This is a genomic window from Micromonospora sp. NPDC003241, from assembly GCF_053589795.1.
Map to the genome: position 1 here is coordinate 212,461 of NZ_JBSFSO010000004.1, position 18,827 is coordinate 231,287.

Consider the following 18,827-nt stretch of genomic DNA (forward strand, 5'->3'; position numbering starts at 1 on the left):
CCCTCAGCCCTCCCGCGCGGTGACGGCGCGCGCCGGGTCGCGGTAGGTGCTCACCCCGGCGCCGAAGTACCGCTCGCGCAGTGTCGTCTCCGCCGGGTCGTACGCGGTGCGGAACAGGCCCCGCCGTTGCAGCTCCGGCACCAGCAGGTCGCAGATGTCGTCGATGCCGTCCGAGGGCGGGCTGGGGATCAGGTTGAACCCGTCCACGTCGGCGACGGTCAGCCACTGCTCCATCCGGTCGGCGACCTGCTCGGGCGTGCCGAACAACGTCACCGGGGCGTCCACCCGGGGCCGGCGGGGACGCGAGACCAGATACTTCACGTCCCCGACGGTCCAGGTGCGGTCCGGGCTGAGCTTGCGCAGGAAGCCGAGGAAGGAGTGGCTGGCCTGGCTGCGGATCTCGTCCACCGGGGTCTCGTCGGGGAAGGCGGCGAGGTCGATGTCCATCCAGCCGCACCACTTGGCGAGCTGCCCCTCGCTGCTCCACAGCGTGTTGTACGCCTCGGCCTTGGCCTTCGCCTCGGCCCGGTCCCGCCCGATCATGACCATGCCGCCCTGCAACGCCTTGACCATGCCCGGGTCCCGGCCGTGCCGGGCCGCCGCCGCGCGCAGGGCGGCCACCGGCTCCGCGCCCGAGGCGGGATCGGCCAGGGTCAGGAAGGCCACCTCGGCGTGCCGGGCGGCGAACTCGATGCCCCGGGGCGAGGAACCGGCCTGGTAGAGCACCGGGGTGCGCTGCGGTGACGGCTCGCACTGGTGCGGTCCCCGGACGGTGAACCAGCGGCCCTCGTGGTCGATCTGGCGGACCCGGTCGGGGTCGGTGAAGATGTCGCGTTCGGCGTCGCGGACCACCGCGTCGGCGTCCCAGCTGTCCTCCCAGAGGGCCCGGGCGACCTGGACGTACTCGTCGGCCCGCTCGTAGCGCTCGTCGTGGTCGAGGTACTCCCCGAGGCCGTTGGCGGTGGCCGAGCGCAGGTAGGAGGTGACGATGTTCCAGCCGACCCGGCCACCGGTGAGGTGGTCCAGTGAGGAGAAGAGCCGGGCGCACTCGTAGGGGGAGTGGTAGGTGGTGGAGTAGGTGATCGCGAAGCCGAGGTGTCGGGTGGCCGCCGCCGCGGCCGACAGCAGCAGCGCCGGGTCGATCGAGGGGATCTGCACCGCGTGCCGCACCGCCGGTGCCCAGGAGCCCCGGTAGACGTCGTAGACGCCGTGGATATCGGCGAAGAACAACGCGTCGATGCAGGCCGCCTCCAGTTGCCGGGCGCGGGAGATCCAGTACTCCAGCGACCGGTATCCGGTGGCCGTACGGTCGCCGGGGAGCCGCCACATGCCCTTGAACTGCGGTGACGGCGAGCACTGGGTGAACACGTTCAGATGCATGCCCGGTTCCTCACATCCGTTCCGGCCCGGTACGGGCAGCGCGCTGCCAGGTGACGACACGCTACCGGTTGTCGACGACAACACGCCACACCCAAGATACAAGTGAAGCATCTATGATGCGTCATGTGCCTAAACTCAACGGCAGGAACCACGTCAACCTGACCGTCCGCGACCTGGATCGCAGCACCGAGTGGTACTGCCGGGTCATGGACTTCACGCCGGTACGCGACGCGAAGCCGGCCGAGTCCGGGTTCACCTTCCGCACGTTGGTGCACCGGGGCTCGCTCTCCTCGATCGTGCTCGGTCAGGCCGTCGAGCCCGACCCGGCTCCCTTCGACGAACGCCGGGTGGGCCTGCACCACCTGGGCTACCACGTGCCCGAACTGGCCGACCTGGACCAGTGGGCCGCGCACCTGGACGCCGTCGGCGCCGAGCACTCCGGTGTCCGCGAGCTGTTCCTGGAGGCCGGTTACGGCATCTGGCTGCGCGACCCGGACAACATCTGGCTGGAGTTCTACTGGCTCAACGCCGACTACTTCATGAACCGGCTGCGCCAGCAGCACCGGGCCGAGCGGGCGGCGCGGGTGGCCGCCGACCGGCAGTGATTGTCGGGTCTTGCCGAACACAACACACACTATGGATAGTGGGTGCGGACCGACGACTTGGAGAGCGACGTGGAAGAGACCCGGAACAGCGTCTACTGGCACGACACCGAGCCGGTCGAGGTCGGCGAGCCCCTCGACGGTGACGCGAGCTGCGACATCTGCATCGTCGGTGCCGGCTACACCGGCCTGTGGGCGGCGCACTTCCTCGCCGAGGCCGAGCCCTCGGCCGACATCAAGGTGCTGGAGGCGCAGGCGGTGGGCGGCGGCGCGTCCAGCGCCAACGGCGGGTTCGTCGGGCTGACCGCGGGCAAGGTGCTGCGCCGTTTGCTCTGGTATTACGGTCGGGAGAAGGCCGCCGGTGTCTACCGCAGCGGCGCCCGGTCGATCATCGACATCGGGCGGTTCTGCCGCCAGTACGGCATCGACGCCGACTTCGCCATGAACGGCGTGCTCCAGGTGGTCACCGACCGCAAGCAACTGGCCCGGCTCGAACTCCAGGTCAAGCGCAGCGAACGTACCGGCCTGCGCGGGTCGTTCAAGCTGCTGGACCGCGACGAGGCGCAGCAGCGCATCGGCTCCCCGCAGGTGCTCGGCGCGCTGCGCACCACCGGCGCACTGGTCAACCCGCACCGGCTGGTGCAGGGCCTGGCCCGCGTCGTGCGCGAGCAGGGCGTGGACATCCACGAGCGGACCCCGGTCACCGAGGTCCGCAAGGTCGGCGGACGGTACCGGGTGACCACCCCCACCGGCACGATCACCGCCAACGAGGTCGTCCTGGCGACCAACGCCTGGCAGCACAGCTTCGCCCAGACCCACACCAAGGTCATGCCGGTGTGGAACTACCTGATGGTGACCGAACCGCTGACCGACGCGCAGCTCTCCCGGGTCGCCTGGCCCGGCCGGGAGGGGGTCAGCAACTCGCTCTCCTTCGCCCATGCCGCGCGCCTGACCGCCGACAACCGGGTGGTCTGGTCCGGCGGCCGGTGGTACTACTACGACCAGCGGGACACCGACCGCTCGCACCTGCGCAACGACGCCGCCCACGCCGCCCTGCGGGAGTCCTTCGCCCGCTTCTTCCCGGCCTGGCGGGACGTCCGGTTCAGCCACGCCTTCGGCGGCCCGATCGGCTGGAGCCGCACCTTCATCCCGCAGTTCGGCCGCACCGACGACGGCCTGGTGTACGGGCACGGCTACACCGGCAACGGGATCGCGCCCAGCCACACCGGCGGCAAGATCCTGCGGGACCTGGTGCTGCGCCGGGACACCGAGTACACCGACCTGGCGTACGTGACCGTCAACCAGCCGAAGTTCGCCAAGGGCGCGATGGGCGACAAGGGCGCGCACCTGTTCATCTGGCGGCAGGAGACCGGAGACCGGCTGCCGCTGATGCTGCCGCACCCGGCCGCGCTGGCGCCCCGGTCGTTCTTCGCCGGACGTGCCGCACGCCGGGCCGCCGGCGCCAGCCGCTGATCCCTCGCACCGCACCCCGCAGCGGTCCGGCCCGACGACCGGGAACCACAGCGAACAGGCGGCCCGGCCGGTCACCACCGGCCGGGCCGCCTGCTCAGCTCCGGTCGGTGGTGCCGAACAGCCGGCTCTGTCCGACCGCGAGGTCCCAGAGGGTGTCCGCCGGTCGGCCCGACTCGGCCCACGCCTTGCGCGCCAGCTCCACCGGGGCCAGCACCGGCTCGGCGGAGAGCGCGAAGGTGCCCCAGTGGATGGTGAGCATCCGTTCCGCGCCCAGGTCGCCGCAGGCGCGGACCGCCTCGGCCGGGTCCATGTGCAGCGGCTTCATGAACCAGCGCGGTCGGAACGCGCCGACCGGCAGCAACGCCACGTCGATGCCGGGGAAGCGGGCGCCGATCTCGGCGAAGGCCGGCCCGTACGCCGAGTCACCGGCGAAGAAGACCCGGTGGGTCGGTGCGTCCTCGCTGCTCATCAGCCAGCCGCCCCAGAGGCTCTGGCAGGTGTCGAACAGGCCCCGCCGGCTCCAGTGGTGCGCCGGGGTGAAGTCGAACCGTACGCCGCCGACGACGGTCGACTCCCACCAGTCCAGCTCGACCACCCGGCGGAAACCCCGCGTCTGGAACCACCAGGCCAGCCCGGCCGGCACCAGCACCGGAGTGTCCCGGGGCAGCCGGCGTACGGTCGGCTCGTCGAGGTGGTCGAAGTGGTTGTGGCTGATCACCACCGCGTCGATCGGCGGCAGCGACTCCCAGTGCACCCCGGGCGGGGTGTACCGACGCGGCGTACCCGGGATCTTGTCGGCGAAGACCGGATCGGTCAGCACCGCCCGGCCGCCGATCTGCACCAGGCAGGTGGCGTGCCCGATCCAGGTCACCGCGGTCTGCCCGGCACCGACCCGGGGCACCGCCTCGTCCACCACCGGCACCCGGCCACCGGTCGCGCCGACCGGGCGGGTGCCGCGCTCGCGCATCAGCCGCAGCACCGCCGCCGGGCCGGGCACCGGGTGCGTGAGACGGTCGGTGAAACCACCGGGCCAGGTACGCCCCCGGGGCGCCCCGGTGAGCCGGGCGAGAGCGCGGTGCACGGCGCGTGGTCGGTACACGGGTTCCTCCTCGGGTAATGGGGTCGGCACCGGCGGCCGGGCCGTGGCCTGCGCATCGGCGTCACCCTCGCCGGTGCGCGGTGAGCAGCACGTAGCCCAGGCAGGACTCGGCGACCGCCTGGAGGTCCAGGACCGCGTCGCCGAGCTGGCGCAACACCCGGGGCCCGTACGTGCCGGCGAGGCGCTCGCGCTCGCGCGCCACCGCCTCGCGGGTGGCCTCGTGCGAGCGGCGGACGTGAGCCCCGGCGTCGAAGACGTCGACCACCTCGAAGCCGGCCGCGCGGACCAGCTCGACGTAGTCCGGTGCGGTCGGCGGCGTCGACATCGGCATCCCCGACCAGATCCGTGCCTGCGCGTCGTCCATCGGCCGGACCAGGGTGAGTTCGGCGAGGACGAGCCGCCCGCCGGGACGCAGCACCCGGTGCACCTGGCTCAACGCGGCGGCCTTGCCCGGCACGTGCACCAGCACCTCCAGCACCAGCGCCGCGTCGAACCACCGGTCCGGGTACGGCAGGGCGGTGGCGTCGGCCCGGGTGAAGCGGACCCGGTCGGCCAGACCTTCCTTGACGGCGAGTTCCCCGGCCCGCTCGACCTGCCGGCCGGAGAGCGAGACCCCGCTGACCTCGGCGCCGGTCACCCGGGCGACGTGGCGACTCGGGCCGCCCGTGCCGCAGCCGACGTCCAGGACGTGGTCGCCGGGTCCGACCGCCAGCCGACCGGCGAGTTCGTCGTTGAGCCGTGCCTGGGCCTGCGCGACGGTAGCCGGATCGTGCTCGTCGGACCAGTAGCCGTAGTGCAGGTTGTCGCCGTAGACGGCGTCGAGGAACGGGCCCATCAGGTCATAGAACAGACCGACCCGTTCGGCCCGTGTTTCCGGATCTTCGGTCACCTGCGACCTCCCCCGTGGATTGACGTTTCTCAGCATAGTGTCGGTCGTCCGCGGCAAACACAACACTGTCTTTATGTAGCTTCTAGGCTGTCGGTGACGTCTTCGTTAGGCTGTGCGCAGAACCCACACCGACTGACGACGGAACGGACGGTGGACCGACTGATGAGCAACTCTGCCAAGGTGCTGGACCGCGCGGAGCGCATCGCCGAGGAGGTGCTGTTCCCGGCGGCGGAGAAGGTCGACGCCGCCGACACGGTCCCGGACACCCACCTCGACCTGCTCGCCGCCGAGGGCTTCTACGGCCTGGCCGGCCCGCCGCAGTTCAGCGACATGGCCGCCGAGGAGACCGCCACCGCGGCCCGCGCGTTGGAGATCATCGCCAGCGGATGCCTGAGCACGGCGTTCGTCTGGGCGCAACACCACAGCGCGGTGATGGCGGCGACGCACAGCCAACGGCCGGGCATCTCCGACCAGTGGCTGGAGCCGCTGTGCCGGGGCGAGCGGCGCGCCGGGCTGGCCATCCTCTCCGCCACCCGGCCCGGCCCCCCGGCGGTACGCGCCGAAGCGGTCGACGGCGGCTGGCTGCTGCACGGCACCGCCTCCTGGGTGACCGGGTGGGGTCTGGTCGACACCCTGTTCACCGCCGCCCGGGACGCCTCGGACACGCTGGTCTGGTCACTGCTGGACGCCACCGAGAGCGACACCCTCAGCGTCACGCCGGTCGACATGGTCGCGGTGGCGGCGAGCCGCACCGTGCAGGTCACCTTCACCGGCCACTTCGTGCCGGAGCACCGGGTCACCGGCGTCGTCCCGCACGAGGTCTATCTGCAACGCGACCCGGCGACCCTGCGGTTCAACGGATCGCTGCCGCTGGGCGTGGCCACCCGCTGCGCCCGGCTGATCGGGCCGGGTCCGCTGGACGCCGCGATCGACGAGTGCCGGGCCACCCTCGACGCCGCCGGCCCGGAGGAACTGCCCTCGGCCCGGGGCGCGGCCGCCGCCCTGGCCCTGCGCGCCGCCGGACTGCTGGCCACCACCACCGGCAGCGCGGCCGTGCTGCGGCACCGCCCGGCCGAGCGGCTGATGCGGGAGGCGCTGTTCCTGCTGGTCTTCGGCACCCGCCCGGGCATCCGCGCCGACCTGATCGACCGGCTGCACCGAAGCTGAACCACCCGCCGACCACGCGCCCGGGGTACGGATGTTCGTACCCCGGGCGCCTGTCGGTCAGGACGCGGTGAGGACGTCGGTCACCACGGCGGCGGTCGGGGTCACCGCGTCCGGGTCGGTCACCGCGAAGTGGTCGCCGGGCACCTGCCGCCGGGTCGTCACGGCCCCCTTGGGCAGCCGCTCGCCCAGCGGCACCAGGTAGCCGCCGGCCGCGCCGCCCAGCGCGGTCCGGGCCTCCAGCAGGTGCACGGTGAGGCCGGGCGCCGCCGGGACCGGGTAGCGCACCAGCGCCCGGGTGTGCGCGGCGAAGACCTCGAACAGCCGCTCGGCCGAGTCCAGGCCCAGCGACGCCAGCGCCGGGCGGGCGGCGGCCACCTGCGGCCACGCCGCCCGCAACGCCTCCACTCCGGAGGCGTCCGGGCCCACCGCGGCGTCGTCGGACACCTCGCCCCGGGTCACGTCGGTCAGGAACGCCCGGACCAGTTCGGCGGCGCTCGGCTCGGCGGGCGCACCGGGCGGGCCGACCCAGGGGTCGATCAGCACCGCCGTGCAGGTGCGGCCCGCCTCGGTCAACTGCCGACCCACCTCGTACGCCAGCACCGCGCCGAGCGACCAGCCGACCAGGCGTACCGGGGCGTCCGCCGGCAGCGCGGCGGTCAGCTCGTCCCGGTAGGCGCGGGCCAGCTCGGTCAGGGTCGGCGGCACGGTGGCCGTACCGTCCAGCGCGGGCGACGCGACCCCCAGCACCGGCCAGCCCTCCGGCAGCCGCGCGACCAGCTCGCGGTAGCAGAGCAGGTCGCCGCCGACCGGGTGGATCAGCACGACCGGCGTGCCGTCGCCGGGGGCCAGCGACTGCACCGGCGAGGACCGGGCGGCGCCGTCCCGTTCGTCGAGCAGGCGGGCCAGCTCGGCGACGGTGCGGTGCTGGTAGAGGGCGGCCAGCGGGAGCCGGCTGCCGAACTCCCGCTCGACCCGGTTCATCAGTTGCGCGGCCTGCAACGAGCTGCCGCCGAGGGCGAAGAACGGGTCGTCGACGCCGACCGAGGGCAGGTCGAGCAGGTCCGACCAGAGCGTGGCCAGCCGCCGCTGGGTGGCGGTGTGCGGGGCGCGGAACCGCCCGCCGCTCGGTGCCAGCCCGGCCGCGTCCGCGACCAGGGCGGCCCGGTCCACCTTCCCGTTGCCGGTCAGCGGCAACGCCTCCCGCACCTCGATCACCGGCGGCACCAGGTAGGCGGGCAGCGTCGCGCCGAGCGCCGCGCGGACCTCGTCGGCGAGGTCCGGCTTCGCCGCCTCGGCGGCCACGAAGGCGACCAGCGACGCACCCCGCTCGCCCCGGCGGGCGACCACCACGGCGTCGGTCACCCCCGGCTGCGCCACCAGCGCCGCCTCGATCTCGCCCAGCTCCACCCGGAAGCCGTTGATCTTCACCTGCGGGTCGTCGCGGCCGAGGAACTCGATCACCCCGTCCGGGCGGTACCGGCCCAGGTCGCCGGTGCGGTAGAGCCGCTCACCGGTGACCGGGTGGGTGACGAAGGCGGCGGCGGTCAGCTCCGGCGCGTGCAGGTAGCCGTCGGCCAGCCCGCGTCCGGCGATGTACAGGTCCCCGGGCACCCAGTCCGGCCGGTGGGCGAGCCGGGAGTCCAGGACGTGGAAGCGCTGGTTCCGCAGCGGCCAGCCGTACGGGACGCTGGTCCACTCCGGGGGCACCCGGGCGGGGACGTCGAACCAGTTCGACCAGATCGACGCCTCGGTGGCCCCGCCGAGCGCCACGCACCGGGCCCTCGGGGCGATCTCGGCCAGCTCGCGGCCGAGCGACAACGGCACCCAGTCGCCGCTGACCATCGCCGTCCGTAGCGCCTCCGGGCGCTCCCGGTCCGCTGCGGCCCGGACGTAGTCGACGAACATCGCCAGGTAGGCCGGCACCGAGTTCCACACCGTCACGCCCGTCCGGACGGCCAGCTCGTGCAGGTGCACCACCTCGCGGGCCTGGCCCGGATCGGGGACGACCACGACGCCGCCGACGGCCAGCAGGCCGAAGACGTCGTACACGGACAGGTCGAAGGTGAACTCCGAGACGGCCAGCACCCGGTCGGCGGCCCCGACACCGAAGCGGGTGTTCACGTCCACGATGGTGTTGGCCGCGCTCTGGTGACGGATCATCACGCCCTTCGGCGTACCGGTGGTGCCGGACGTGAAGATCACGTACGCCAGCGCCTCCGGGTCGTCGGCGACCTCGGCGTCGGACAGGTCACCCGGCGGCAGGTCGGCCAACCGCCACCGGACCGCGTCGGCGGGAGCCCCGTCGAGGTCGTCGTCGGTGTCGCCGAGCACCGCGCGTACGCCCGCTCCGGCGAGGATCTGCGCGCGGCGCGGCAGCGGCCAGGCCGGCGCGACCGGCACGTAGGCCGCGCCGGTCATCAGCACCCCGAGCAGCGCGGCGATCTGGTCCACGCCCCGCTCGGCGACGACCGCGACCAGGTCACCCGGGCCACGCCCGGCGGTGCGCAGCGCGGCGGCCACCGCACCCGCCCGCGCCCGCAGCTCCCGGTACGTCACGGTACCGGCGGAGGTGACCACCGCGTCGGCGTCCGGGGTCCGGCGGGCCTGGGCCAGGAAGCCGCCGTGCAGGGTCTGCGCGGCCACCTCGGCGGCGGTGTCGTTGACCTGCGCCCGGACCGCGAGCTGCCGCGCCGGGGTGAGGCGGTCGCCCCGCGCCGTCGACCAGGCCGCGTCGTCGCCGGCCAGGTCGACCAGCAGGGCCCGGTACGCGGCGAACATCTCGTCGACCATGCCGGGCGGGTAGAGCCCGTCGGCGGTGTCCCAGCTGAACACCATCTCGCCGGAGCGCATGAACACCTGGTGGTCGAAGGCGACCTGCGGAGTTCGGACCAGCGACTCGCGGCGCTGCCAACCGAGCAGCTCCAGGAAGACCGGGTCGGTGTCGGAGCCGAGCCCGAGCATGCTGGTGAACACCACCGGCATCCGGGCACCGGAGACCGTCCCGGAGCGGCGGTTCAGCTCCCGGATCACCGACACCCCACTGAACGCGCCCTGCGCCATGTCGCGCAGCATCCGGCCCCGCAAGGCGGCGGCGTCGGCGGCGAAGTCGCTCTCCCCGCCGGCCGGTGAGCACTCCAGCAGCAGGGTGCTGGCGAAGCTGCCGATCAACTGGGACACGTCCGGGTGCAGGTTGAGCCGCTCGCCGTACATGATGTTGACGGTGAACCGCTCCTGGCGGCTCCAGTGCCGCAGCACCCGGGCGAACGCGGCGGCCACCGCCATCGTCGGGGTGAGCCGACGGCGGCGCAGCGCGGCGGAGAACGCGTCGGTCACCGCGACCGGCAGCGTGAAGACGCGCCGGATGAGCGGGCCATCGTGCCGTCCACCCCGGCGCAGCGGCAGCTCCGGCGCGCCGGGCAGGTCGTCGAGCCGGTCGGTCCAGTACCGGCGGGCCGCCGCGTACTCCGGGCCGTCCCGGCGTTGGTCCAGCTCCCGGCGGTACCGCTCGTAGGTGAAGTCCAGCGGCGCGAGATCCCCACCGGCGAGCAGGGTGCGCAGCTCCTGGGCGAAGACCTCGCCGGACTGGCCGTCGAAGACGATCAGGCGTCCGGCCATCTGGACCAGGTACTCCCCGTCGTCGCACCAGACGAGCATCCGGAAGGCCGCGGGTCCGGTCAGCGGCGGTCCGTCGCCGGAGAGTTCCCGGCGACCGGCGGCCAGCAGTTCGGCGCGGCGGTGGGCGGGTTCACCGCGCAACGACCGGACCGACAGCGGGGACGGCGGGTCGTCCAGGATCCGCACCTGGCCGTCCTCGCCGACCGCGCAGCGCAGCATGGGATGCCGGCGGACCAAGGCCTGCACGGCCGTGGCGAACGCGTCGGTGTCGAAGGGCGGCGCGGCGTACTCCTCGTAGAACAGCGCGGGGCCGCCGAGCTGGAAGTCACCCAGCTCGCCGATCAGGTACGCCTGCTGGAGGTCGCTGAGTCCGAACCCGGTTGCCGTGAGCTGGTCCATCGTGCTCCTCGCTGGGGTGGCCGGCGGTCAGCCGACCGTGAGCTGTTCCCGTACGGCCGCGAGCAGTTCCGCGGGCGTCGGGCGGTCGAAGACCTCGAACAGGGGCAGCGAGACACCGAACTCCTCGGCCACGTGGTGCACGAGGGCGGCGGCGGCCATCGAGTCGCCGTCGAGATCGGTGAAGAAGTCGGCGTCGTCGGTGACCGACTGCTGGAAGATGAACTCCCAGACCTTACGCATTCTCTGCAGGTCGTCCATGCCAGGCTCCTCGTCGCTGGTCGGGGGCACAGCCGGTCGGGGGCTCACACGATGGCGCGTAGCGCGAGCCGGGCCAGGGGCGCCGTCCGGTCGATACGGTGCTCGTAGTGGTCGGCTCCGGTGGCGACCGCGCTCACGCCCCGCACGCCGATGAACCGCAACGGTTCCGGCTCCCACCGGCGGGACGCGTTGTCCACCCAGCAGAGTCGGGTCTCCGGGCGGCTTACCCCGGCCACCAGCGCGGCCAGCGAACGGGCGGCCAGGTTGCTCAGCGCGATGCCCTCGCCGCCGTAGCCGCCCGCGTGCCCGAGCCCGGTGTCCCGGTCGTAGACCACCTCGGGCTCGGTGTGCCGGTGCAGCCCGTACACCCCGCTCCAGCGGTGCGACACCGGCACGTCGGCGAGGTCGGGCAGCAGCTCGGCCAGGGTGCGGCGCAGCCGGTCGTGCGCCCGGCGGTCGGCGGTGCGGCCCCGGTCGGTGGCCGAGCCGAACCGGTAGTAGGCGCCCCGTCCGCCGAGCACCAGCCGGTCGTCGAGGGTGCGTTGCAGGTAGCCGAACTGGTAGCGCCCGTCGGCGACGGTCCGGTGGTCGGTCAGGCCCAGCCGCTGCCAGGTCGCCTCGTCGAGCGGCTCGGTGGCCAGCACGTACGAGTGCAGCGGCAGCACCCGCCGGGCGTGTCCGGGCAGCCGACCGGTGTAGCCCTCGGTGGCGCAGAGCACCGACCGGGCGCGTACCGTGCCGGAGTCGGTGACCAGCAGACCCGGGGCGATCCGGAGGGCCCGGGTCCGCTCGGCGACGCGGACCCCGCGACGTTCGACGGCGGCGAGCAGGCCGCGCGCGATGCGGGCCGGCTGCACGGCGGCGCAGTGCGGCGTGTACGCGGTGGCGCGTACCCCGGTCAGTCCGATCTGCGCGGCGGCCGACGGCCCCACGGTGAGCGTGAGGCCGGTGATGCCGAGCTTGTCCCGCACCTCCTGCCAGCCGCGCAGCCGGTCGACCTGCGGCGCGCTGCGGGCGACGTAGAGCGAACCGTCGTGCCGCCAGTGCGCGTCGATGTCCTCCGCGGCGAACACCTTGCGCAGCTCGTCGAGGGTGCGTTGGCCGGCCCGGTACAGCCGCATCGCGGCCATCGGCCCGTGCCGGCGGATCAGACCGGGCAGCAGCGCCGGCATCTCGGCGGTGCACCAGCCCCCGTTGCGTCCGGAGGCCCCGAACCCGGCCCGCCCCGCGTCGACGACCACGATGGACAGCTCGGGGCGGTGCACGCTGAGGTAGTACGCGGTCCACAGGCCGGTGTACCCGGCGCCGACGATGGCCACGTCGGCGGTGGTGTCGCCGTCCAGCTGCGGGCGGGGGGCGAGCTGGTCGGCGGGCAGCCCGTCGAGCCAGAGCACCCGGTCGACGGTGCCGGTGACCGACGGTGGGCGGGTCACGCCGCCGCCACCTCACGGGCCAGCGCCCGCCGGTCGATCTTCCCGACCGGCGTGTAGGGCAGCGCGGGCGCGATGTGCAGCCGGTCGGGCAGCTTGAAGTCGGCGAGTCCGCGTTCGCGCAGGAAGTCGTGCAGGTCCCCGAGGCCGGGCGGGGTGTCCCGGGCGACGATCACCGCGCACGTCTTCTCGCCGAGGCGCGCGTCCGGCACCGGCACCACGGCGGCGGTCCGCACCGCCGGATGCGCGATCAGGTGGGCCTCGACCTCGTCGACGGAGATCTTCTCGCCACCCCGGTTCACCACGTCCTTGATCCGACCGGTCACCACCAGCCGCCCGGCGGCGTCGCGGCGGACCAGGTCACCGGTGCGCAGGAACCCGTCGGCGGTGAAGACCGTGCGGTTGTGCTCGGGCACCGCGTAGTACCCGCGCAGCGTGCACGGACCCCGGGCGAGCAGTTCGCCGACCTCGCCGTCGGGCACGTCGCGGTCGGCGTCGTCCACCACCCGCAGCTCGTCGGCGGGGCTCAGCGGGGTGCCCTGGCTGGTCGCGGCGGCCTCGTCGCCCTCGTCCGGGCGGGTGAAGCAGAGCACCCCCTCGGCCATCCCGAACCAGTGGGTCAGCGTGGCGCCGGTGGCCGGGCGCACCCGGCGGGCCACCTCCGGGCTCAGCGTGGCGCCACCCACCTCGATGACCAGCTTCGACAGGTCGGCGCCGAAGATGCCGGCGGTCTCGGTCCAGACCGGCAGCAGCGCCGGCATCAGCGTGGTCAGGGTGACCTGCTCGGCAGCGACCAGCGGGAACACCTCGTCCGGGGCCGGGCTCGCGGCGAGGACGGCCCGACCGCCGGCCCGCAGCGCCCCCAGCACCCCGGGGCAGCCGAGCGCGGCGTTGTGCGCCACCGGCAGCGCGGCCAGGTACGCGCCGTGCTCGTCGAAGCCCATCGCCTCGGCGGTGGCGCGTAGCTGGAACGCGTAGTCGTCGTGGGTGCGCGGGATCAGCTTGGGCAGCCCGGTGGTGCCGCCGGAGAGCAGGAAGAAGGCCACCTCCGACGGATCGGGGGCGGGCAGCTCCACCGGCTCGGCGTCGACGTCGCGCAGCGCGGTCAGCTCCTGCGGCTCGCCGGCCACCAGCACGTGCCGGACCGAGGGCACCGCCCGGCGTACCGCCCGGGCCAGGTCCCGGTGGTCGGTGCCGGCCACCACGTCGGGCACCACCAGCGCGACCGCGTCGGCGTACTCGGCGAGGTAGACCAGCTCGGCCCGGCGGTGGGCGGGCAGCGCCAGCACCGGCAGCGCGCCGAGTCGGAAAAGCGCCACACACGTCACTACGAAGTCGGGGGTGTTCGGCAGTTGCACGACCACCCGGTCACCCGGCCCGACGCCGAGCGCGACCAGGCCGGCGGCCAGCCGGTCGGCGCGGGTGTCCAGCTCGCGGTAGGTGTGCCGGCCGTGCCGGGTCACCACCGCGATCCGGTCCGGGTCCCGTGCGGCCCAGGGTCGTAGCAGGTCACCCAGCACTTCGCCGCGCCAGATGCCGTCGCGGCGGTAGCGCTGCGCGAACTCGTCGGGCCAGGGGACGCATCCGGTCAGCATGCTCGGCCTCCAGGACGTGCCATCGGGGACGCTACCCGCCGCAGCGGACCGCCCGACGCTATGCGACGTTTCTTCTCTCGCGCAAGTGTCTGTTGTTTCTGGTCGGCGAATCCTACATGCGTCATCTATCGTGGGCGTGCCCCGGCCAACCCGAAGCGTGGGAGAAGACGATGTGGATAGTCGTGGACTACGACCGCTGTGACAGCCACGGGGTCTGCGCCGACAGCGCCCCGGACGTGTTCGAGATCCGGGACGACGACCTGATGTACGTGCTGGTCGAGCAGCCGTCGGCGGAGCAGTTGCCGCAGGTCGAGACCGCGGTACGCGGCTGCCCGAAGCTCGCCCTGTCGTTGCGCGGGGAGTGAGCGCCGTGGCGGAGGCGGTGATCGTCGCGGCGGCGCGTACCCCGATCGGTCGCCGGGACGGGTGGCTGCGCGGGCTCAAGGCGGTCGAACTGCTGCGTACCGTGCAGCGGGAGGTGCTCGACCGGGTCGACCTGCCGGCCTCGGCGGTGGACCAGATCATCGGCGGTTGCGTCACCCAGGTCGGCGAGCAGAGTCTGAACGTGACCCGTAACGCCTGGCTGAGCACCGGGCTGGACCCGGAGGTCGCCTGCACCACCGTGGACGTGTCCTGCGGCTCGGCGCAGCAGGCCAACCACCTGGTCTCCGCGCTGATCACCGCCGGGGCGATCGACGTGGGGATCGCCTGCGGGGTGGAGTCGATGACCCGGGTGCCGGTGGGCACCAACCTCTACCAGGGGCCAGGCCACTACAAGACCGACGACTACCCGTGGGACGACCCGCCCAAGGCGCAGTTCGGCGGCGCGGAGCGGATCGCCGCCAAGTACGGCGTCGACAGGGCCGCCGCCGACGCGTACGGGCTGCGGTCGCAACGGCGCGCGGCGGCGGCCTGGGCGCAGGGACGCTTCGACGCCGAGGTGGTCCCGGTCCGCGCCCCCGGCCCCGACGGCGACACCGTCGAGGTGACCCGGGACCAGGGACTGCGCGAGAGCACCCCGGACGGGTTGGCCGCGCTCAAGCCCACCGTCGAGGGCGGCGTGCACACCGCGGGCACCACCTCGCAGATCTCCGACGGCGCGGCGGCGATCCTCTGGATGTCGGCCGAGCGGGCCGCCGCGCTCGGGTTGCGCCCGCGCGCCCGCCTGTTGCACCAGGTGGTCACCGGCTCCGATCCGGCCCTGCTGCTGGAGGGGCCGGTGGTGGCCACCCGCAAGATCCTCGACCGGGCCAAGATGCGACTGTCCGACATCGACGTCGCCGAGGTCAACGAGGCGTTCGCGGCGGTGGTGCTCGGCTGGACGGCGGCACACGACGCTGACCCGGAGCGGGTCAACGTCAACGGCGGCGCGATCGCGCTGGGTCACCCGCTGGGCGCCTCCGGCACCCGGCTGCTGGTCAGCGCGCTGCACGAGCTGGAACGCACCGACCGGGAACTCGCCCTGGTCACCATGTGCTGCGGTGGCGCGCTGGGCACCGCCTCGATCCTGCAACGGATGTGAGCGCGGTGCACGGGCACGACGCCGGGGACTTCTATCGCGAGGCCCGCGACGATCTGGCCGGACCGCTGGACGGGATCCGGGTGCTGGACGTGACGAAGGTCTGGTCCGGCCCGCTGACCAGCGCGATCCTCGCCGACCTGGGCGCCGACGTGATCCGGGTCGAGCTGCCGCACGGGCGCGACGGCGAGGTGCCGCCCCGGATTCCCGGCACCGGTCTGTCGTGGTTCCGGCAGACGGTCAACCGCAACAAACGCAGCGCCGGGCTCGACCTGCGCGAGACGGCCGGCCGGGAGACCTTCCTGCGGCTGGTCGCCACCGCCGACGTGGTGGTGGAGAACTACCGTCCCGGCACGCTGGACGGATGGGGGGTGGGCTGGGCGCAGTGCCGGGCCGTCCGTCCCGACCTGGTCTTCGTCTCGATCTCCGGCTGGGGCCAGTACGGCGACCGGCGGACCGAGGCGGCCTACGACCCGATCATGCAGGCGGCCAGCGGGTGGATGGCGCTCAACGGGCCACCCGACGCCGGACCGGTCCGGGCGCCGACGTTCCTCGCCGACGAGCTGGCCGGCCTGCACGGGGCGATCGGCGCGTTGGCCGCCCTCTGGCACCGGGCGCGCACCGGCGAGGGGCAGCACGTGGACGTGGCGATGTTCGACGCCATGCTCGCCGGCAGCGCCGGCCTGCACACCCTCGCCGCCGCCGGGCGTCCACCCGACAGATGGGGCAACCAGACCGACTTCGTGGTGCCGTCCAACGTCTACGACTGCGCCGACGGGCAGGTCTATCTCGCCGTCGCGCTGGACCGGCACTGGCGGGACCTGGCCGAGGCGATGGACCGCCCGGAACTGGCCCGTGCCCCCGGCTTCGGGCGCGCGGCCGACCGGCTGGCCAACCGGGTCGAGGTGGACGCCGTGGTGGCCGGGTGGTGCCGGGGGCGGCCGGCGGACGCCGTGGTCGCCGAGCTGGTCGGGCGGGGTCTGACCGTCTCCCGGGTCCGCACCGTGGCCGAGGTGGCCGCCGATCCGTACCTGGCGCAGCGGGCCATGCTGCAACCCACCGTGCTCAGCGACGGCAGCACCGCTCCGATCGTCGGTCCGGCGGCGAAGTTCTCCCGCACTCCGACCCGGGTGCGACAGGGTGCGCCGGCCCCCGGGCAGCACACCGCGCAGGTGCTCGACGAGCTCGGTCTGGTGCCCGTCGAGGTGGCAAAAAAAACATACGACACCACTTGCTGAGCCCGTCACCGGTGGGTCAGTATGTTGGCGCGGAACAGATACAACATACGCGTTAGTGGAGTGTTGTATCGCGTTCGGTCGGCAGTCGTCCGACAGGGGAGGTTGGCTTGACCACTCAGCTTCGAGCTCTGGTGACCGGCGTCTCACGGGGAATCGGGCGCGCGACGGCGCTGCGGCTCGCCGAACAGGGCTACGCGGTGGCCGGTTGCTACAGCACCGCCAGCGAGGCGGCGGCCAAGACCCGGGCCGAGGTCGCGGCGTTCGGGGTGCCGGTGCACTTCGCGCCCTGCGACGTGACCGACCTGGCCGCGGTGGAGGCGTTCGTCGGCGCCGCCGAGGACGCGCTCGGGCCGATCGACTGTCTGGTCAACAACGCCGGCATCACCCGGGACAGCCCGCTGGTGCTCTCCAAGGAGGAGGACTGGTCGGCGGTGATCTCGACCAACCTCACCGGCACCTGGAACTTCTGCCGCGCGATGACCTTCCGCTTCATGAAGCGTCGGGCCGGCGTGGTGGTCAACATGTCGTCGGTGGCCGGCGTGTACGGCAACACCGGCCAGACCGCGTACGCCGCCAGCAAGGCCGGGATCATCGGGCTGAGCCGCTCGCTGGCCAAGGAAGTCGCCCGGTACGACATCCGGGTCAACGTGGTCGCCCCCGGCTTCATCGAGACCGACATGACCGACGCGCTCTCCGGCAAGCTGCGCGAACAGGCCCTCGGCCAGATCGCGCTACGCCGCTTCGGCCGCGCCGAGGACGTCGCCGACCTGGTCGAGTTCCTCTGCTCGCCGCGTGCCGGGTACATCACCGGCCAGGTGTTCCAGGTCGACGGTGGGATCACGTTGTGAGCGCCCCGACCGTCACCACCCGCCGCTGCCCGCCCGGCGCCGCGCCGCTGGCCGCCGTCGACGACCTCCAGGTCACCGCGGTCGGCGAGCACGTCGAGGTGATCGCCGCGGTGCCGGTCCGCCCGGACGACCCGAACCTGTGCGGTCACTTCCCCGGCTTCCCGGTCTTCCCCGGCGTGTTCGTCCTGGAGGCCCTCGCGCAGGCGGTCGACATCGCGTTGCGGGGCGCCGGTCGGCCCCGGCTGCGTACCCGAGCGGTCGAGGCCGTGCGGTTCCTGGCGCCGCTGCTGCCGCCGGACCGGTTGACCCTGGACATCAAGGCCGTCGCCGACGGGCCGGACCGCTGGGCGGTGACCGCCTCCGGCCGCCGCGACGACGGCACCGTGACCGTGACGATGCGCGCCCGCTTCGACGGCGGCGACATGGTCGAGCCGACCGGGCCCGACCCGTCGGGCTCGCCCACCGTCAGCGGGGGAGGGCTCGGGCACCACCAGGTGCGGGCACTCCTGCCGCAGCGGTACCCGCTGCTGCTGGTCGACCGGGTGCTGGGGCTCGCTCCCGGTGACCGGATCGAGGCGGTCAAGACGGTCACCGCCACCGAGCCCTGCTACCGGGCGCTGACCGACGACGCGCCGCCCGGCGACTACGCCTACCCGGCGTCGCTGCTGGTGGAGTCGCTCGGGCAGACCGCCGCCCTGCTCTGGCTCACCGGGTCGAACACCCCGGTCGGCGACGAGCACGTGTTGATGTTCGTCGGGGCGCGCGACTTCACCTTCGACGGCGTCGCCTACCCGGGCGACGTGCTGCGTCACGTGGTCCACCTGGAACGGGTGATCGCCGACACCGCCTTCGCCACCGGCGAGACGTACGTCGGCGACCGCCGCATCGCCCGTGTCGGGACGCTGATGGCGGCCCGACGCCCGCGTACGGCGCTCACGGCCACGGCCGGCGCCGAGACCGCCACCTCGGGAACCGTCGGCGTCCCCACCGGACGGGAGTCCTCCCGGCCCGGGGTGCCGCCGGCTTCGTCAAACCTCCGCTGGAAAGGCTGACCTGTCATGACGCAGACCGACCCCCGCATGGCCGAACTCCGTGAGATCGTGGCGGAGGTGCTGGAGCTCGAGCCGGAGGAGCTCACCGAGACCGGCGACTTCGCCGAGGACTACGAGGCCGACTCGCTGCGGGCGATCGAGATCCTGGCGCGGATCGACAAGAAGTTCAAGATCGAGATTCCGCAGTCGGAGTTGCCGCAGCTCAACAACCTCAAAGCGGTCTACGACGCGGTGGTGCGTCACTCAGCCGACCAGGCCTGAGC

16 protein-coding genes are annotated in these 18,827 nt (G+C 73.4%); 9 read left to right on the top strand and 7 right to left on the bottom strand.

Annotated elements, in window-relative coordinates:
- Window positions 1–3 precede the first annotated feature (3 nt).
- Window positions 4–1,380 carry an NtaA/DmoA family FMN-dependent monooxygenase gene (locus ACWDVW_RS05725; RefSeq protein WP_449945292.1) on the bottom strand — a complete coding sequence of 459 codons (1,377 nt, stop codon included), beginning with the start codon at window positions 1,378–1,380 and terminating at the stop codon, window positions 4–6.
- 116 nt (window positions 1,381–1,496) lie between these two features.
- Between ACWDVW_RS05725 and ACWDVW_RS05730 the strand changes: the two genes are divergently transcribed.
- Window positions 1,497–1,985, top strand: a complete 489-nt coding sequence (locus ACWDVW_RS05730; protein ID WP_449945294.1) for a VOC family protein — start codon at window positions 1,497–1,499, stop codon at window positions 1,983–1,985.
- A gap of 42 nt (window positions 1,986–2,027) precedes the next feature.
- Window positions 2,028–3,455 (top strand): NAD(P)/FAD-dependent oxidoreductase, encoded by a 1,428-nt coding sequence (locus ACWDVW_RS05735; protein WP_396750985.1) that lies wholly within the window; start codon window positions 2,028–2,030, stop codon window positions 3,453–3,455.
- 94 nt (window positions 3,456–3,549) lie between these two features.
- Here ACWDVW_RS05735 and ACWDVW_RS05740 read toward each other — a convergent pair whose 3' ends face one another.
- On the bottom strand, window positions 3,550–4,554 hold the full coding sequence (locus ACWDVW_RS05740) for an MBL fold metallo-hydrolase (protein ID WP_449945297.1): 1,005 nt from the start codon (window positions 4,552–4,554) through the stop codon (window positions 3,550–3,552).
- 61 nt (window positions 4,555–4,615) lie between these two features.
- Window positions 4,616–5,443: an SAM-dependent methyltransferase gene (locus ACWDVW_RS05745; protein WP_449945299.1), complete on the bottom strand. Its 828-nt coding sequence runs from the start codon at window positions 5,441–5,443 to the stop codon at window positions 4,616–4,618.
- Window positions 5,444–5,605: 162 nt separating this feature from the next.
- Between ACWDVW_RS05745 and ACWDVW_RS05750 the strand changes: the two genes are divergently transcribed.
- A complete protein-coding gene (locus ACWDVW_RS05750; RefSeq protein ID WP_449945300.1) occupies window positions 5,606–6,610 on the top strand; it encodes an acyl-CoA dehydrogenase family protein in 1,005 nt (334 codons plus the stop codon).
- A 57-nt stretch (window positions 6,611–6,667) separates the two neighbouring features.
- Here ACWDVW_RS05750 and ACWDVW_RS05755 read toward each other — a convergent pair whose 3' ends face one another.
- The 4 genes from ACWDVW_RS05755 to ACWDVW_RS05770 are packed head-to-tail and all read right to left on the bottom strand — an operon-like array spanning window position 6,668 to window position 13,907.
- Entirely contained in the window at window positions 6,668–10,624 is a 3,957-nt protein-coding gene (locus ACWDVW_RS05755) for a non-ribosomal peptide synthetase (RefSeq protein WP_449945302.1), read from the bottom strand.
- Window positions 10,625–10,651: 27 nt separating this feature from the next.
- Window positions 10,652–10,882 carry an acyl carrier protein gene (locus ACWDVW_RS05760; protein WP_350694643.1) on the bottom strand — a complete coding sequence of 77 codons (231 nt, stop codon included), beginning with the start codon at window positions 10,880–10,882 and terminating at the stop codon, window positions 10,652–10,654.
- Window positions 10,883–10,926: 44 nt separating this feature from the next.
- Entirely contained in the window at window positions 10,927–12,315 is a 1,389-nt protein-coding gene (locus ACWDVW_RS05765) for an NAD(P)/FAD-dependent oxidoreductase (protein ID WP_449945304.1), read from the bottom strand.
- Window positions 12,312–13,907, bottom strand: a complete 1,596-nt coding sequence (locus ACWDVW_RS05770; RefSeq protein WP_449945306.1) for a (2,3-dihydroxybenzoyl)adenylate synthase — start codon at window positions 13,905–13,907, stop codon at window positions 12,312–12,314. Before ACWDVW_RS05770 ends, ACWDVW_RS05765 begins: the two co-directional genes overlap by 4 nt.
- A 170-nt stretch (window positions 13,908–14,077) precedes the next feature.
- On the opposite strand from ACWDVW_RS05770, the gene ACWDVW_RS05775 reads away from it, so the two are divergent.
- From ACWDVW_RS05775 to ACWDVW_RS05800, 6 genes are all read left to right on the top strand, one after another.
- The gene (locus ACWDVW_RS05775; RefSeq protein ID WP_449945308.1) at window positions 14,078–14,272 is read left to right on the top strand and encodes a ferredoxin; all 195 of its coding nucleotides are present in this window, start codon (window positions 14,078–14,080) and stop codon (window positions 14,270–14,272) included.
- A gap of 5 nt (window positions 14,273–14,277) precedes the next feature.
- Window positions 14,278–15,429, top strand: a complete 1,152-nt coding sequence (locus tag ACWDVW_RS05780; protein ID WP_350694637.1) for a steroid 3-ketoacyl-CoA thiolase — start codon at window positions 14,278–14,280, stop codon at window positions 15,427–15,429.
- On the top strand, window positions 15,426–16,664 hold the full coding sequence (locus tag ACWDVW_RS05785) for a CaiB/BaiF CoA transferase family protein (protein ID WP_449945310.1): 1,239 nt from the start codon (window positions 15,426–15,428) through the stop codon (window positions 16,662–16,664). The genes ACWDVW_RS05780 and ACWDVW_RS05785 overlap by 4 nt, the downstream gene beginning before the upstream one ends.
- Before the next feature lie 107 nt (window positions 16,665–16,771).
- Complete coding sequence (gene fabG, locus ACWDVW_RS05790; protein WP_350694635.1) at window positions 16,772–17,512, top strand: 3-oxoacyl-[acyl-carrier-protein] reductase; 741 nt, start codon at window positions 16,772–16,774, stop codon at window positions 17,510–17,512.
- The gene (locus ACWDVW_RS05795; protein ID WP_449945313.1) at window positions 17,509–18,564 is read left to right on the top strand and encodes a 3-hydroxyacyl-ACP dehydratase FabZ family protein; all 1,056 of its coding nucleotides are present in this window, start codon (window positions 17,509–17,511) and stop codon (window positions 18,562–18,564) included. Before fabG ends, ACWDVW_RS05795 begins: the two co-directional genes overlap by 4 nt.
- Window positions 18,565–18,570: 6 nt before the next feature.
- Complete coding sequence (locus ACWDVW_RS05800; protein WP_117227778.1) at window positions 18,571–18,825, top strand: acyl carrier protein; 255 nt, start codon at window positions 18,571–18,573, stop codon at window positions 18,823–18,825.
- Window positions 18,826–18,827 lie beyond the last annotated feature (2 nt).

What these genes read in the sequence shown, in the direction of transcription:
- ACWDVW_RS05725 (WP_449945292.1), bottom strand. Translation starts at nt 1,380, where the DNA reads ATGCATCTGAACGTGTTCACCCAGTGCTCGCCGTCACCGCAGTTCAAG.
- ACWDVW_RS05730 (WP_449945294.1), top strand. Translation starts at nt 1,497, where the DNA reads ATGCGTCATGTGCCTAAACTCAACGGCAGGAACCACGTCAACCTGACC.
- ACWDVW_RS05750 (WP_449945300.1), top strand. Translation starts at nt 5,606, where the DNA reads ATGAGCAACTCTGCCAAGGTGCTGGACCGCGCGGAGCGCATCGCCGAG.
- ACWDVW_RS05755 (WP_449945302.1), bottom strand. Translation starts at nt 10,624, where the DNA reads ATGGACCAGCTCACGGCAACCGGGTTCGGACTCAGCGACCTCCAGCAG.
- ACWDVW_RS05760 (WP_350694643.1), bottom strand. Translation starts at nt 10,882, where the DNA reads ATGGACGACCTGCAGAGAATGCGTAAGGTCTGGGAGTTCATCTTCCAG.
- ACWDVW_RS05770 (WP_449945306.1), bottom strand. Translation starts at nt 13,907, where the DNA reads ATGCTGACCGGATGCGTCCCCTGGCCCGACGAGTTCGCGCAGCGCTAC.
- ACWDVW_RS05775 (WP_449945308.1), top strand. Translation starts at nt 14,078, where the DNA reads ATGTGGATAGTCGTGGACTACGACCGCTGTGACAGCCACGGGGTCTGC.
- ACWDVW_RS05800 (WP_117227778.1), top strand. Translation starts at nt 18,571, where the DNA reads ATGACGCAGACCGACCCCCGCATGGCCGAACTCCGTGAGATCGTGGCG.